Origin of the sequence: Mycobacterium sp. IDR2000157661, from assembly GCF_022317005.1 — a bacterium.
Classification (GTDB): domain Bacteria; phylum Actinomycetota; class Actinomycetes; order Mycobacteriales; family Mycobacteriaceae; genus Mycobacterium.
Genome location: NZ_CP081006.1, coordinates 1,745,403 through 1,759,238 on the forward strand (window position 1 = coordinate 1,745,403; position 13,836 = coordinate 1,759,238).

The 13,836-nt window shown below is 69.4% G+C and carries 14 protein-coding genes and 1 tRNA gene; 7 read left to right on the forward strand and 8 right to left on the reverse strand.

The genetic code is table 11. The features are described 5' to 3' along the window. Nucleotides 1–54 precede the first annotated feature (54 nt). Nucleotides 55–1,530 carry an FhaA domain-containing protein gene (locus K3G64_RS09385; protein WP_238949322.1) on the reverse strand — a complete coding sequence of 492 codons (1,476 nt, stop codon included), beginning with the start codon at nt 1,528–1,530 and terminating at the stop codon, nt 55–57. A gap of 249 nt (nt 1,531–1,779) precedes the next feature. On the opposite strand from K3G64_RS09385, the gene K3G64_RS09390 reads away from it, so the two are divergent. Then, nucleotides 1,780–1,862: transfer RNA gene (locus tag K3G64_RS09390), tRNA-Leu, on the forward strand. 38 nt (nt 1,863–1,900) lie between these two features. On the opposite strand, the gene K3G64_RS09395 is transcribed toward K3G64_RS09390, so the two are convergent. Both K3G64_RS09395 and K3G64_RS09400 read right to left on the reverse strand, forming a co-directional pair. Beyond that, nucleotides 1,901–3,043: a baeRF3 domain-containing protein gene (locus K3G64_RS09395; protein ID WP_238949324.1), complete on the reverse strand. Its 1,143-nt coding sequence runs from the start codon at nt 3,041–3,043 to the stop codon at nt 1,901–1,903. A gap of 232 nt (nt 3,044–3,275) precedes the next feature. Then, nucleotides 3,276–4,094: a DedA family protein gene (locus K3G64_RS09400; RefSeq protein WP_370647133.1), complete on the reverse strand. Its 819-nt coding sequence runs from the start codon at nt 4,092–4,094 to the stop codon at nt 3,276–3,278. Nucleotides 4,095–4,135: 41 nt separating this feature from the next. Between K3G64_RS09400 and K3G64_RS09405 the strand changes: the two genes are divergently transcribed. From K3G64_RS09405 to K3G64_RS09420, 4 genes are all read left to right on the forward strand, one after another. Continuing rightward, complete coding sequence (locus tag K3G64_RS09405; RefSeq protein WP_238949326.1) at nt 4,136–5,323, forward strand: DUF7373 family lipoprotein; 1,188 nt, start codon at nt 4,136–4,138, stop codon at nt 5,321–5,323. Between the two features lie 145 nt (nt 5,324–5,468). Then, nucleotides 5,469–5,978: a pyridoxamine 5'-phosphate oxidase family protein gene (locus K3G64_RS09410; protein WP_238949327.1), complete on the forward strand. Its 510-nt coding sequence runs from the start codon at nt 5,469–5,471 to the stop codon at nt 5,976–5,978. Beyond that, entirely contained in the window at nt 5,978–6,457 is a 480-nt protein-coding gene (locus K3G64_RS09415; protein ID WP_238949329.1) for a nitroreductase family deazaflavin-dependent oxidoreductase, read from the forward strand. The genes K3G64_RS09410 and K3G64_RS09415 overlap by 1 nt, the downstream gene beginning before the upstream one ends. A gap of 128 nt (nt 6,458–6,585) precedes the next feature. Then, the gene (locus K3G64_RS09420) at nt 6,586–7,551 is read left to right on the forward strand and encodes a ferritin-like domain-containing protein (protein ID WP_238949331.1); all 966 of its coding nucleotides are present in this window, start codon (nt 6,586–6,588) and stop codon (nt 7,549–7,551) included. 53 nt (nt 7,552–7,604) lie between these two features. Here the strand turns inward: K3G64_RS09420 and K3G64_RS09425 are convergent, their stop codons facing one another. From K3G64_RS09425 to K3G64_RS09435, 3 genes are read right to left on the reverse strand one after another with little or no spacing between them, the layout of a single operon-like run. Beyond that, nucleotides 7,605–8,498 (reverse strand): acyl-CoA thioesterase domain-containing protein, encoded by an 894-nt coding sequence (locus K3G64_RS09425; RefSeq protein WP_238949333.1) that lies wholly within the window; start codon nt 8,496–8,498, stop codon nt 7,605–7,607. Between the two features lie 18 nt (nt 8,499–8,516). Further along, entirely contained in the window at nt 8,517–8,858 is a 342-nt protein-coding gene (locus K3G64_RS09430) for a GNAT family N-acetyltransferase (protein WP_238949334.1), read from the reverse strand. Further along, nucleotides 8,855–9,304 (reverse strand): EVE domain-containing protein, encoded by a 450-nt coding sequence (locus tag K3G64_RS09435; RefSeq protein ID WP_238949336.1) that lies wholly within the window; start codon nt 9,302–9,304, stop codon nt 8,855–8,857. Before K3G64_RS09435 ends, K3G64_RS09430 begins: the two co-directional genes overlap by 4 nt. Nucleotides 9,305–9,380: 76 nt before the next feature. Between K3G64_RS09435 and K3G64_RS09440 the strand changes: the two genes are divergently transcribed. Beyond that, nucleotides 9,381–10,928: an acyl-CoA carboxylase subunit beta gene (locus tag K3G64_RS09440; RefSeq protein ID WP_238949338.1), complete on the forward strand. Its 1,548-nt coding sequence runs from the start codon at nt 9,381–9,383 to the stop codon at nt 10,926–10,928. Nucleotides 10,929–11,014: 86 nt separating this feature from the next. On the opposite strand, the gene K3G64_RS09445 is transcribed toward K3G64_RS09440, so the two are convergent. Beyond that, nucleotides 11,015–11,305 carry a WhiB family transcriptional regulator gene (locus K3G64_RS09445; protein WP_238949340.1) on the reverse strand — a complete coding sequence of 97 codons (291 nt, stop codon included), beginning with the start codon at nt 11,303–11,305 and terminating at the stop codon, nt 11,015–11,017. Between the two features lie 298 nt (nt 11,306–11,603). Here K3G64_RS09445 and K3G64_RS09450 point away from each other — a divergent pair, with 298 nt between their 5' ends. Next, nucleotides 11,604–12,338: a helix-turn-helix domain-containing protein gene (locus K3G64_RS09450; protein WP_238950558.1), complete on the forward strand. Its 735-nt coding sequence runs from the start codon at nt 11,604–11,606 to the stop codon at nt 12,336–12,338. Between the two features lie 8 nt (nt 12,339–12,346). Here K3G64_RS09450 and K3G64_RS09455 read toward each other — a convergent pair whose 3' ends face one another. Beyond that, nucleotides 12,347–13,693, reverse strand: a complete 1,347-nt coding sequence (locus tag K3G64_RS09455) for a MinD/ParA family ATP-binding protein (RefSeq protein WP_238949342.1) — start codon at nt 13,691–13,693, stop codon at nt 12,347–12,349. Nucleotides 13,694–13,836: the final 143 nt, after the last annotated feature.

The window sequence follows — 13,836 nt, forward strand, 5'->3', positions numbered from 1 at the left end:
TACCGACATGAGGGGGAAGCGAACAGCTTCCCCCGGCCATGGCGGCCGCGGCGATCAGTGCACGCGGACGATGATCTCGGAGTGGCCCAGCCGGATCACGTCACCGTCGGCCAGCTGCCACTCCTGCACCGGCGCATTGTTGACCGTCGTGCCGTTGGTGCTGTTGAGGTCCGACAGCAGGGCGACCTGGCCGTCCCACCGGATCTCCAGGTGCCGTCGGGACACGCCGGTGTCAGGCAGGCGGAACTGCGCATCCTGCCCTCGTCCGACCACGTTCGCGCCCTCACGCAGCTGGTAGGTCCGGCCACTGCCGTCGTCGAGCTGGAGCGTGACGGTGGCGCCGCCGGCCGGGTAGTCGCCCTGGCCGTACCCGCCGTACCCGCCCTGCTGGCCGTAGTCCTGGCCGTAGTTGTAGCCCCCGCCTGCGGGCTCGCCGTAGCCCGAATCGGCGTAGCCGCCGCCGGCCGGAGCGTCGGGGTAGCGGCCGTAGTCGGGCTGACCGCCGTAGCCCTGGTCCGGCCGCCCGTAGGGTTGACCGCCGTAGCCGCCCTGCTCGGGGTAGCCACCTTGATCCGGGTAGCCGCCCTGGTCCGGATAACCGGGCCTGCCGTATCCGCCGTCTTCATGACGGCCCGGTGCCGGCGGACGGCCGTAGTCGTATTCACCGGTGGGTCCGCCGCCGTAGCCTGGCTGGCCGCCGCCCTGGGGCGGTCCGTAGCCGCCGGGCCCCTGGCGGTAGCCCTGGTCCGGGTAGCCACCACCGGGAGGAGGTCCATAGCCGGCGGGCGGGCGCTGCTCGTAAGACGGGGGAGGGTAGCCGCCCTGGTCCGGGTAGCCGCCCTGATCGGGGTAGCCGCCCTGCCGCGGCGGGGGGTAGCCGCCCTGGTCCTGCGGTGGGGGGTAGCCGCCCTGGTCCTGCGGTGGGGGGTAGCCGCCCTGGTCCTGCGGCGGGTACTGGCCACGATCGTCGGGCCGGCCGTACCGGTTGTCTTCCGGACGGTCTTGCGGACGGTCTTGCGGACGGTCGTAGTAGTCGTCGGCGGGCCGCCCCGGTCCTTGGCCGCCGCGGTAGCCGGGATTGTCGCTCATCGGTGGTACTCCTGGTTCTGCGCTGGACGCACGTTCTCGGGGTGCTGGGGCGGGTTCGCCTGTGGTCGAGTCAGGATTGACGGCTCCACGCGCGCGAAACTGTCCGGTGTGCAGTTGGGCTGACTGTTCAAATCTGACGACCACATCACCATACGTTTGCCACCCCTGCTCATGGATGTATCCCTCCAGGTGCTTGGCAAAAGCGGTCGTTGTGAGGTCTGGATCGGCGCTCACCTTCTGATAGTCAGGCACACTGAGGGTAATGACGTAGTCGTTTGGCGCCAAAACCCGGCCGCCGTGGACTTCGCGCGCACCCGTGTCGGCCTCGCGGCGCAGCATCGCCTCGACTTCCTGCGGGACGATCGATCCGCCGAACATCCGCGCCGACGCGTCGCCGACGGTGGCTTCGAGCTTGCGCTCGATGCGGTCGATCAGACCCATGTCACCGCCCGCCTCACCCGTCGTTGTCCGTCGAACCCTGCTCCTACGCACGTGAGCCAGCGTGTCGCGCGGGCCACATACCTGAACTGCATGGTATCGGCATGGCCCGCCGCTGCGGGACCAACAGAACTCTGAGAATCGAATCGACGCTGCTCATGCCGCTGATCGTGGGTCGTCAGGCTGCCCGGCCACCGAGCCGGTACGGTTGGGGAGCAGGGGAGCCGGCGTGATAGGCTCCCCCGATTGTTGGGGCGAGTGGCGGAATGGCAGACGCGCTGGCTTCAGGTGCCAGTGTCCTTCGGGACGTGGGGGTTCAAGTCCCCCTTCGCCCACAATTTCGATTGCTGCCGAAGCCTGCCGGGCCCGCGTCTCATCGTTGCCGCAGCGTAAGAGCCAGGTGTGTGCCCTCGGGAAGCCGGCCGGGGGGCAGCAGCGCGATCCAGCCGCCCCGGCTGAGGACGATCTCGATCAGCTCGTCGACGACACCGTCGATGACGTCCGGATGGTCGACGTCGTCGGCCGGTATCAGGATGTCGCCGTCGGGCGCCAGACGCGCCGGGTAGAAGAAGTCTTCCTCGACGGCCAGCATCTCGGGTCTCTCCCAGCGGGCGGCCAACCAGGCGGTGTCGACGTCCCGTAGCACGCGGTGCTCGCCGGCGCGCCGCTCGATCAGGTCAAGGGCTTCCTGAGCACGTGACCGCAGGTATCGGTCGAGCACCGGCCGCACCAGCTCGCTGAGCGCGTTGGTCGGCGTCTTGAGGTAGTTGCCGGGAACGATGCCGGCCAGCCGGGACATGTTGAGCGACATGCGGCGGAACTTGGATCCCGTCGGTTCGGCTGCGACCAGAACCAGAGGCATGGGGTTCAGTCGAAGCGCGGCAGCCAGAGCGCGGTCGACCCGACGCAGGAAATCGTTGTAGCGCTCCGAATCCTTGCCGCCGTGCTTGCCGTAGGTGCGCCGGTAGGCGGGGAAGGCGTTCCCCGGCGCGGGCGACAGCGTTGTTCCGTGACCGTGAAGCAGGCGCGCCTCGTCGAGTGAGAGCAGCAACACGGTGTGGCGCGGGGAGTGCTGCAGGCTTCGGACCAGGTCGCGCGTCGCGAACGTCGGATCGACGACGCAACGGTCTACGACAGGAACCGGAATCGTGATGCGACATTGATGCGACGGGCTGACGAAGAAGGCCACGGCACGGTCGGAGGGCTCGCTGACGGCGCGGGAGATCATGTCCGACAGCGCGTCGAGCAGCGGTTGACGGTCCTCGATGGCTTCGTCCTCGAGCCGCGCCTCTGCGTCGGCCGCAAGCCCCAGAAGCGTTGCGAGATCGGCCTTGTCGAGCCGCCGCCCCGGTGTGGTGTTCGCCAGCAGCGAGATGCTGGGGTAGGCGCGCATCGACTGCAGGGCCGTCACCGTGTCGGCGGTGAGCGGTGCGGTTAGGCCGCCTCGGTAAGCGCGAAGCGCCGCAGGCGAATCGGCCGGGGTCGCGGCATTCGCGGTGTCATCCGTCAGACTCACAACACGTCCCATCTGCTGGCGCCGACCTGGTCAGGCGCAGCTTCACGTGATGCGGTCTTCCTCACCCACCGGTACTGACGTGCGGGCTCCTCCGCCGGATCGGGATCGGCCCGACCGTGGTGACGACGAAGGACTTTGAAGAGGTACTCCCCTCGCCGCCCATAATGGCGAACCGCGATTCGTGTGTCAAGTTTCGCTGATAGACCTCTCGACGCTGATCCGAGAACGCAGTTCAGCCGCGCTCGGCCGCCGATCGCCGACGGCGCAGTCGAGAGATCACGAACCGCAAGAGGTAGGCGATCACGGCGGCCACGACGAGGTACTGCACGGTGGTCGCGTAGGGATCGATGGCGTGCCAATTGGCGCCCAGGACATAGCCGGCCGTGATCAGGGCGCTATTCCAAGCGAGGCTGCCTAGAGCCGTGAGGGCCGTGAAGACAAGGAAGTTCATGCGCTCGGTGCCCGCCGGGATGGAGATGAAGCTGCGAAAGAGCGGCACCATCCGGCCGAAGAACACGGCCTTACTCCCGTGGCGTGCGAACCACGCGGCCGTCTTGTCGATGTCTTCGACCTCGATCAGGGGGATTCTCATGGCCAGGCTTCGCATGCGTGCATGCCCAAGCCTCGCCCCGAGCAGGTAAAGCACCCAGGCGCCGAGCACCGAACCCAGGGTGGTGAAGGTGATCGCGCCTGCCACCGACAGTTCACCAAGCCGTGCGGCGAAGCCGGCCATGGGCAGGATGACTTCGCTGGGCAGAGGCGGGAACAGGTTCTCGGCGAAGACCGCCAATCCGGCGCCCAACCCACCGAGCCGTTCCATCAAGTCGACTGTCCACCCGGCGATTCCGCTCACATCCGCAGCGGGATACGTTGCCATGTAAAGCCTTCCGGACGGGACGCTGGCATCTTCGTCACACAGTACCGACGATCGCACGTGACCTTCGAGCCGCGCGAGCACGGCGATTGAGCCCGCGCAGGCGTTCACTCGACGACGGCTGGTGATTGGTGAAATGCCCGGGAATCGTTCAGGCAAACGCCATGAGGCGGACACAGCCGAGCCGGACGAACGGTCCGCACGGTAGTTTTCTCGGGATGCGTCACGCCTATGTTGTGCTCTTGTTGGCCGTCGCGCTGGTGTCCGCGGCGTGCAGTTCCACGGTGCAGGGATCGGCGGTCAAGTCGACCGTCGGCGCATCGGGTCCGGCGCTGGACTTCAGCCAACTCGACCCGGGCCGGTTCCCGACTGAAGCAAGCCAGCCGCTCGGCGTGACCGGTGACCCGCTGCTCGGCGTCGTGGTCGAGGCGCAGCGGATGGCCGACTACGTGGTCGGGCCATGGGAGGTCGATCCGGCGATAACCGGACACTTCGCGTTCGGCGCCGCGGTGCTGCCCGCCGCCGAGACCCTGGCGTTGATCGGCCCGATGGACCTGGCTGCGGCGGCAGGCAGGAACAACCTGATCAACGCGTTCGCCTCCGCGCGCACGCAGGAGAACCGCCGCATTTTGCTCAACGCTGTGCTGCGGTTCCCTGACGGCGGAACGGCACGGGCGGCGGTCACCGACATGAACGAGGTCGCACTGCGACAGCCGGGCGCCGCCGGGCCGGCGCGCGAACTCGAGATCCCCGGACATCCGGACACGCAGGCCAGTACGTACGCGACCGTCGACGGCGCCACCGGGCAGGGCAACGCGGTGCGGTCGTTCACCGCCCACGGCCCGTACGTCCTGATGCAGTTGGCGCAGTCGACCGAGGGCGAGCAGCAGGCCGCCGACCTCGTCGCCCGGAGCATCGACCTGCAGAAGCCCGAGATCGACAAGTTCCGCGCCACCGACCCCAGCGAGTTCGCCGACATCAGCCTGGATCCCTCGGGACTGCTCGCGCGCACCATCCCGATGGACGGCCGCGACCCGTCCTTCGCCAAGAACGCCACCTACGAGCAGCGGGGTGCCCTGCACTTCCAGTCCGACGCGGCGCGGTCGGCGACGCTGTTCGACGAGACCGGCGTCGAGACCGTCGCGATGGCCGCCACGAACGTCTACGAGACCCGCGACGCCGACGGCGCCAAGGGCATCCTGGAGGGGTTCTACGCGGAGGTGTCGCCGACGGCGCAGCCGGCGAACGCCGTGCCGAACATGCCCGACAGCCGGTGTCTGGGTCTGGCCGACGGGGGGTTCTACTGTCTGGCCACCGCGGACCGCTATGCGCTTGAGGTCAGCGCGCCGACGCTGTTGGCCACTCAGCAGATGACCGCGGCGCAGTACATCATGCTGATGAGCTGACAAGCACGCGCGGCCGGGCCCGGCGAGGCCCGGCGAAAGAGCATTCTTGGCTGTCGTCGGCGTCGGATCACGACCGTCAACGCTATCTCGGCGCAAAAGAGGGGAGCCGCAGTGACCGCCGCGGCGACCTGACAGTATTCGATCCGTGGGCAAGAACGAACGCGCGAAGATCGTCATGTCCGACGACGAGATCGCCGAATTCATCGAGCGCAGCCGGACGGCGACGATGGCGACGGTGCTGCCCGACGGCCGGCCGCACCTGGTCGCGATGTGGTACGCCGTACTCGACGGAGAGATCTGGTTCGAGACGAAGGCCAAGTCGCAGAAGGCGGTGAATCTGCGCCGCGATCCGACGGTGACGGTGATGGTGGAGGACGGCGACACCTACGACACCCTGCGGGGGGTGTCGATCGACGGCCGCGCTGAGATCATCGACGACCCGGAAACCGCTCTGCGCGTTGGCATCAGCGTATGGGAGCGCTACACCGGGCCGTATTCGGACGAGGTGCGCCCGTTCGTCGACCAGATGATGAACAACCGGATCTGCGTGCGGGTGGCGCCGACCCGCACGCGCAGCTGGGACCACCGCAAGCTCGGCATGCCCGCGATGCCGCTGGGTGGCAGCACGGCGCAGTACTTGGCCAAGGAGAACTGATGGGTGCGGCCGACAAGCCCAAGCAGTTGAACTCGCCGGTGGTCGCGAAGGTGATGAAGTACGCCGGGAAGGCCCACGTCTGGATCTACCGCCGCTCGGGCGGGAAGATCGGCGGGAACTGGCGGGTCGGCGCCGGATTCAAGAAGCCGGTGCCCACGCTGCTGCTCGAGCACACCGGTCGCAAGTCCGGTCGCACGCTGGTCTCGCCGCTGCTCTACATCACCGATGGGGACGACGTCGTGGTGGTGGCGTCGCAGGGCGGGCGTGACACCGACCCGCAGTGGTACCGCAATCTGGTCGCCAATCCGGACGTCCACATCGAGATCGGCTCCGATCGGCGTGCCGTGCGCGCAGTGACCGCCACGCCTGACGAGAAGGCCCGGCTGTGGCCTCGGCTCGTGGAGACGTACGCGGATTTCGAGACCTATCAGTCCTGGGCGGACCGCGACATCCCGGTCGTCATTCTCAAACCGCGCTAATTGACGGCAATTGAGAGTCATCTCACAGCCGCGACACGTTCGACTTCTCCGGGGGTCTGGGTAGCCCAAAAGGCAGGTGCGCTTCAAGCGCCGAAACCAACCACAGATGCCTTAGGGGGCAATGACGTATGACGACGACACAGACCGAGACCACGTTACTCGCGCAGCTACGCACGATGCTCGACCTCACCCACACCGAGATCCAGATCGCCGAGACCCGGGTTGCGCAGGCGCGCACCGAGGCGGTGCGCCGTGAGCTGACCGAGAACGCCGAGAACGGCCGCATCCGGGCCGAGGCGATTCAGAACGCGATCCGCGACCTCGGCGGATACCCGGACACGATCGGCCCGTTCCTGGGCCGCGCCGCCGCCGCGGTGAAGGCGCTGACCGAGCAGGCGCAGCCCTTCGACGAGGCGCTGCTGGGTGACCTCGCACTGGAGGACCAGCTGCTGGACCGCGCCCGCTACATCAAGGCGCTCGCCGTCGCGGCCAAAAAGTCCGACGTGCAGGATCTCGCCGATCGCCTGATCACCGCGCACTCGGCGACGGTGAACTGGTTGACCACGGTGCTGGCCGAGGATGCGCTCGGTGGACCGGCCGCGCTCCAGCGCACGCCGCTGCAGGCCGCCGCCGGTACCGCGGTGAAGATCGCGTACCTGCCGGGGCAGTGGTCGGCGCAGTCGGTCGATCGGATCGCCGAACTGGTGCGCTCCGCGGGCCCGGCCGTCGACGACCTGCGTCAGCGCGCCCAGCGCGCCAGCGAGATCACGCTCAAGGCGCTCAGCGCCTCGCGTGACGGCGCGTTGAAGCGGGCCGAGGACGTCGTCCGCCGTGAGGGCGCGGGCAACGCGGCCGACGCGCTGCACAAGGCCCGTGCCGAGGGCGGCATCGTCGACGCCGACGAGTTGCCGATCGCCGGGTACGACGAGCTCAATCAGACCGAAGCGGTCGCCGCGGTCAAGGAACTCGACGATCCGTCCGACATCCGCACGATCATCGCCTACGAGGAGATGCACAAGAACCGGCAGCGGCTGGTGTCGGCGGCCCAGGTTCGCCTGGCCGACATCGCCAAGGAGACGGTCGGCCTCAGCTAGTCGAGCAACAGGCAGCACCCCCGCGGCTTCGGTCGCGGGGGTTGCTTGTGCCGCTAGGGATGGGGCGGGTCGAAGCCGGGGTTGGCCAGCGCATTGGCGACGCCGCTGCCGATCGGGCCGTACTCGTCCACCAGGGTCGCGACGCCCGTCGCCACGCCGTCGTGACTGTAGTGCGTCAACGCGGTCAGTCCCAGATAAGGCCCCTTCGGCAGCCGGGCGAGCGCCACCGTGTAGTCGGCGTTGATGTACTGCAGACCGCTCGGACCGAAGTTGGTCAACGAGCTCACCATGTCGCCGGCCATCGCGGCACGGGTGAACGGGGTGAGCTCCACCCCGGCGACCAGGGGTCGGATGTCGCGCACCCAGATGTGCTTAGGACCGGAGTGCTGCCACGCGGCCAGCCCGAACCCCGGACCTGGAGTGTGGTCGTCCCTGCCGTAGGTCCACACCAGCGTGGTGAGGCCGCGGGGGACCGGGTCGGGCGTGGGTGGCGCCGGCGGCATGGTGATCGGAGTCGACCAGATGTCGTCGGCGGGTTGCTCGCCGCGCCGCAGGAACAGTGCGCTGGCTCTGGCCACGACGGTGGCGTTCTTGCTCCTCGCGTGCGCGGTGGTGTTTTTGCTCCTCGCGTGCGCAGTGGTGTTTTTGCTCCTCGCGTGCGCGGTGCCGTCCTGCAGCATGGTCGCATCGACCAGGCGAAGGCGGCGCCCCTGCCGGGCGACGGTCGTCTCGACGCGCACCGGCGCCAGGGCGGCGGGGCGGAACAGGTCGACCGTGAGGCGCGTGGGCTGAAAGTCCGGGTCGCCGGCAGCACGCTCGACGATGTGCCCCAGCAGGCCGCCGACGTAGTTGCCGCTGATCGTCTGACCCCACGGGCCCCGGGCGATCGGCTCGGGGACGAACGCGTCACCGTCCGGAGTGAAGAACGCGGTCCGTGGTGAGCTCACCGCGCCGACGATAGCGGTCTAGCTCGACTGGTGATCTGCCGGCCAGCGTTTGACGTCGGAGGACACCGGGTCGACGGCGTCGGCGTACTCGTCGTGCTTCTCGACGTAGTCGGCGACCATTTCGCAGACGGGCACGATGCGCATCCCGTCGTTGCGGGTCTGCTGTACCGCCTCCTCGATGATGATCGTCGCCAACCCCCGGCCCTCGAAGTCGCCGTCGACCTCGGTGTGGGTGAAGACGCGCTGTGCGTCGCGGTCGGCGAACTCGGCCATCCCGACGGTCTTGCCCTCTACGGCGATGGTGAAGCGGTCGGCCTGTTCGGTGACTTCGGTGGCGGCGCCGGTCTTGTCGGTGCTCATGGGTCCGGTGTACCCGCGGCCGCCGTGTCGAAGCATCCGGTCATCGCCGAGCGGATCACCTGCAGGTCGTGGTCGCCGAACGTGAACACCCCGAACCGGAACTTGTAGCCCCAGCGCGACGTGTCCTCGATGAAGTCCAGCCGGTCGAGCAGCGGGCGGATCGGCGTCTCGGTGCAGTCGAGGAAGTCGACGTTGCGCCGCCACGGCTGGAAGTCCGGGGACATGGTCACCTGGTAGGGCTCGTCGTCGGCGATCTGCCCGATGGCGGTGAACGCCTGCAGCGCCGGTCCGTCGGGATGGGCCGTTCGCGGCGAGTAGAAGACGAGCCAGTCGCCGCGCGCCATCCTGCGCAGCATGTGGGGTTTGCCGTGGTTGGCCTGTGTGAAGCGGCCGCGCACGCCGATCTCGACGTGGTCGCGGCTCACCGTGTTCATCCAGTTGGTCATGCCCGAACGGTAGGCAGGCCCGCCGACAGTCAGGCCGCCGCCGCGGCTCGCCTGTGGATAACTAGCATCGGACGCCGTGAGTGACGAGCCGTTGCGCGACGACCACGCCGAGTTGCTGCGCCGCCGCGCGCTCACCGAGGACGCGGCCCGGCCCGACGCCGTGGCGCGCAGGCATGCCGCCGACGGCAGAACCGCCCGCGAGAACATCGCCGACCTCGTCGACGAGGGATCGTTCGTCGAGTACGGCCGTTTCGCCATCGCCGCGCAGCGCCACCGGCGTGACCTGGCCGACCTGATCGCGCGCACCCCGGCCGACGGCCTGGTGGCGGGAACGGCGCGCATCGACGGCAGCGCGTGCGCGGTGCTGTCCTACGACTACACCGTGCTGGCGGGCACGCAGGGCGCGTTGGGGCACCGCAAGAAGGACCGGCTGTTCGAGTTGATCGAGCGGATGCGGCTACCGACGGTGTTCTTCGCCGAGGGTGGCGGGGGACGGCCCGGGGACACCGACATCCCGGTGGTGTCCGCGCTCGACGCGCGCGCGTTCAAGCTGTGGGCCGCGCTGTCCGGTGTGGTGCCGCGCATCGCGGTGGTCAAGGGCCGCTGCTTCGCAGGCAACGCGGTGATCGCGGGCTGTGCGGATCTGATCGTGGCCACCGAGGACGCCTCGATCGGGATGGGTGGGCCCGCCATGATCGCCGGCGGCGGTCTGGGCGACGTCCCGCCCGACGAGGTCGGCCCGATGGCGGTCCAGGCGCCCAACGGCGTGGTCGACGTCGTTGTCGCCGACGAGGGCGAGGCCGTCGCGGTGACGAGGAAACTGCTCGGCTACTTCCAGGGCGCCGCCGCTCCCGGCCGGGGCGGTGACCAAACCCGCTTGCGCACAATGGTTCCCGAACGGGCCAGGCGTGCCTACCAGGTGGCGCCGATCATCGAGACGCTCGCCGACGAGGGATCTGTGACGTTCCTGCGGCCGCGGTTCGCCGCGGAGATGGTCACCGCGCTGGCGCGGATCGATGGGCGCGCGGTGGGCGTCATCGCGAACAACACGATGGTGATGGCCGGCGCGATAACGGCCGCGGCGGCCGACAAGGCGGCGCGGTTCCTGCAGTTGTGTGACGCCTTCGGGCTTCCCATCGTCTCGCTGGTGGACTGCCCCGGGTACATGGTGGGTCCGGCGGCCGAAGCCGAGGGGCTGGTGCGGCGCGCGTCGCGCATGCTGGTCGCCGGCGCCGCGCTCGAGGTGCCCGTCGTCGCGGTCGTGCTGCGCCGCGGCTACGGGCTGGGCGCGCAGGCCATGACCGGCGGCAGCTTGCACGAACCGGTGCTGACCGTCGCGTGGCCCGGTGCGCATCTGGGGCCGATGGGACTCGAGGGAGCGGTCCGGCTGGGCATGCGCAAGGAACTCGAGGCGATCGCCGACGCCGACGAGCGCGAGGAGCGGGTCCGGCTGGCGACGGCCGCGGCCCAGGAGAACGCCAAGGCGCTCAACGCCGCTGCGCTCTTCGAGATCGACGACGTCATCGACCCGGCGGACACCCGCGACATCATCATCGCCACGTTGGCGGCGGCCACCTCGCATCCCTCTCGGGGTGCGGGCCGACGGTTCATCGATACCTGGTAGCAGCGGCCACGGGAAGGTGGGCCGGTGTCGGCCGGCTGCGGCCCGCCCGCCGCCGACCCCCCGATCCGGCGGCGGGCGGCGCCTCCTCAAGCGGTCTCGGCATACCACCGGCGGCCGCGGACCGGGTGTCCGTGGCGTTCGGCCAGCGACCTCAGCTGCCGCAGAGCAAATGTGCGGCCGCGACCCGTCTCGGGGATGACGATGCCGGCCCACAGGCCCTCGGCGCGGGGCAACTCGCACGCGTCCCGGGCGCAGAGCCAGCGGCGTGGGCAGGCGCGGCAGATCGCCTTCGCCTCCTGGTCCGCTGAACCCGTCCACCGTTCGGGGTCGCGGGTGCAGGCGCCGATGGGGATCTCGTCCCAGTCCGTCGTGCCCATCGCGGTCCCTCCTCTGCAGTTCTGCGGCCCGGTTTCGCCACGGTGCGGTAAACGTAGCGGACAAACCGAAGCATTGCAACGGTTACTGCGGTCAGCGAGAGCGGGCCGACATACGTCCAGCTAGCTGGACGACGGCACGGGATATAACGGTAGCGTCGAACAGGCAGATGAGCGCATACCGTAGCGCTGCTCGTCGATGTCGCTACGGCAAGACGGGCTCAAGGCGTAGCATCGACGCATCTCGCGGTTACCATTGACGGGCCGCTGCACCCCTTCCGCCCCGAGGACCCGACGCGTGATGACCAGCCCGGAGCCGACCGCTGAGTCGAACGAGCCGCCGGATCCGGGCATGGTGCGGGCGGGCGCCGCAGCCGCCGCGCGGCGCCGCGAACTCAACATCAGCCAGCGCAGCCTCGCGGCGAACGGCGTCATCAATGCCGGTGCCCTGATCGCATTCGAGAAGGGCAGGAGCTGGCCACGCGAGCGGACCAGGGCAAAGCTCGAGGAAGTGCTGCGCTGGCAGCCCGGGACGATCTCGCGGATGCGCGCACAGGATGAGCCGGGTGCCGAACCCGACCGCACGGCGTCGTCGTCGAGCGGTGTCGCACTTCCGGTGATCGTCGAGACGATTCAGGTGGCGGTGAGCCTGGTGGACCCGAGCATCGACGCGTTACCGGACCCCACTGATCCGGAGTTCACCCCGAAGGTCACCACAATCCTGGCCAACCTGCGCCAACTCGAAATCGCCGCGGTGCGCGCCGTGCAGATCGGCACGGCGACACCACCGCTGATCAAGACGTTGAGCGCGGTCCGGACCCGCTATGACCGGCTGATGCTGAGGGCGGCGACGGCCGCGCGGCCGACGCTCGGCCAGCGGCTGTACGCCGCGCGCCGCGGTGCGAACCTCACGATCGGCGAAACCGCTCAGGCCGCCGGTGTCCGTGAGGACGACATCGCCGCCGCCGAGGCCGAGCGACCGGTGCCCGCCGTGACCGCCGACGCCATCGAGACGCTCCTCGCCGAACTCGCCTGACACGCGGGTCAGTGGCGCTCGCGGCTGCGGTCGTCCCGGGTGGGGAACTGGTCGGCCAGTGCCGCGGCGATCTCCAGGAACCGGCGCCGCGTCGCGGGGGCCATCTCCGAGGTGCCGTCGATGACACCGCCGGGCCGCAGATGGCCGTCGTACGGCACTTCGATCACCCGTTGGCCCTGGCTCGAGAACTGTTGTGCCAGAATCGAACGCGTTCGTTTGTCCGCGTGGCCGTCGGAGTCATTGAGGACGATGACCGTGCGCTGCAACAGGCTGGTCAGCCCCCTGGCGGCCAGCCAGTCCAACGTCTGACCCGCCACGGCGGCACCATCGACCCACGGCGACGACACCACGACCAGCGCGTCGAGGTCGCGCAGCACCTCCTGGGTGACCGGAGAGTCCATCGTCGAACTGCAGTCGATCACGGAGATGGTGAAGTAGCGGTCGAGTCGGGAGGTGGCTTCCCGGTAGATCGCCGGATCGAGGATCCGGCGCCGGGCCGGCGTCGCCTCGCCGGCGAGCACGAACAGTCCCGCGGCGTTGTTGCCGACCCTGCTGCGGATGTCGGCGAAGGTGTCCAGGTGCTGGTCGGACGCCAGCTCCCAGTACGAGCCCTGGGCGCGCGGATCGACCCGGCTGCCGAGCTTGCCGAAGGCGGTGTCCGCGTCGATGGCCACCACGCGGTCGTCCTGGCGCAGCTCGGCGAACACCGACCCGATGCTCGCCGACACGGTCGTCTTGCCGACCCCGCCCTTGCCCATGACGCCGACCTTGTAATGCCCGCGCAGCACCGACTTGATCTTGGTCTCCAGCTCGGCCTGACGGATCTCGTCCGGCCCCGGGCCGAGGTTGACCAGCCCGAACGAGGCACGGAAGAGCGCGCGGCGCCAACCCCTGCTCGGCGGACGCTTGCGGGTGGGCACCAGTTCGTCGGCGCGGATGCGCTCTGCGTAGGAACCGCTCGGCGGTGGCGTCGGCCGTACCTCGGGGGTGAACCCGCCGCCGGTCCATTGTCCGGATTGCGGCGGCGGCATCGGCGGCGGCTGGTGCGACAGATGCTGCGGATGCGGCGGCGGGCCGGACTCCCGGGGCGGCCGCGGTGGCTGCCTGGTCGGCTGTGCGCCCCAGGTGCCGGTGGGCAGCGGTCCGGTGTCGCGGGGGACGCCCGGTGGCGGTCCGTATCGCGGTGGCCCTGGGTGGAAGCTGCCGCGGGGCGGGTCGGCCTCGCGGGCCACGGTCGCATCGGGGGCCGCACCCGGCGGCATCGGCTCGGGGCTGTGGCTGTCGGGTTCGAAGTCGGTCTCCTCCGGACCCGTCCAGCCGAGGTCCCTCCGCAATGCGTCATCGCGGTCGGTCATCGCGTTCTCCTCGGATTGTGCGGCTAGCGCTTCTCAGTATCGATTACGCCCGCGACAACGCGGTGACGCGGCCGGTGCCGATCCCCTTGCGACCACCCAGCAAAGGGATGGGGGTGACTGCCATACGGCGGTACGGCCCGAGA

Coding starts and splice junctions, on each gene's coding strand:
- K3G64_RS09385 (WP_238949322.1), bottom strand. CDS start 1,530: ATGGGTCTGATCGACCGCATCGAGCGCAAGCTCGAAGCCACCGTCGGC.
- K3G64_RS09405 (WP_238949326.1), top strand. CDS start 4,136: ATGCGTCACGCCTATGTTGTGCTCTTGTTGGCCGTCGCGCTGGTGTCC.
- K3G64_RS09415 (WP_238949329.1), top strand. CDS start 5,978: ATGGGTGCGGCCGACAAGCCCAAGCAGTTGAACTCGCCGGTGGTCGCG.
- K3G64_RS09420 (WP_238949331.1), top strand. CDS start 6,586: ATGACGACGACACAGACCGAGACCACGTTACTCGCGCAGCTACGCACG.
- K3G64_RS09430 (WP_238949334.1), bottom strand. CDS start 8,858: ATGAGCACCGACAAGACCGGCGCCGCCACCGAAGTCACCGAACAGGCC.
- K3G64_RS09435 (WP_238949336.1), bottom strand. CDS start 9,304: ATGACCAACTGGATGAACACGGTGAGCCGCGACCACGTCGAGATCGGC.
- K3G64_RS09445 (WP_238949340.1), bottom strand. CDS start 11,305: ATGGGCACGACGGACTGGGACGAGATCCCCATCGGCGCCTGCACCCGC.
- K3G64_RS09450 (WP_238950558.1), top strand. CDS start 11,604: ATGACCAGCCCGGAGCCGACCGCTGAGTCGAACGAGCCGCCGGATCCG.
- K3G64_RS09455 (WP_238949342.1), bottom strand. CDS start 13,693: ATGACCGACCGCGATGACGCATTGCGGAGGGACCTCGGCTGGACGGGT.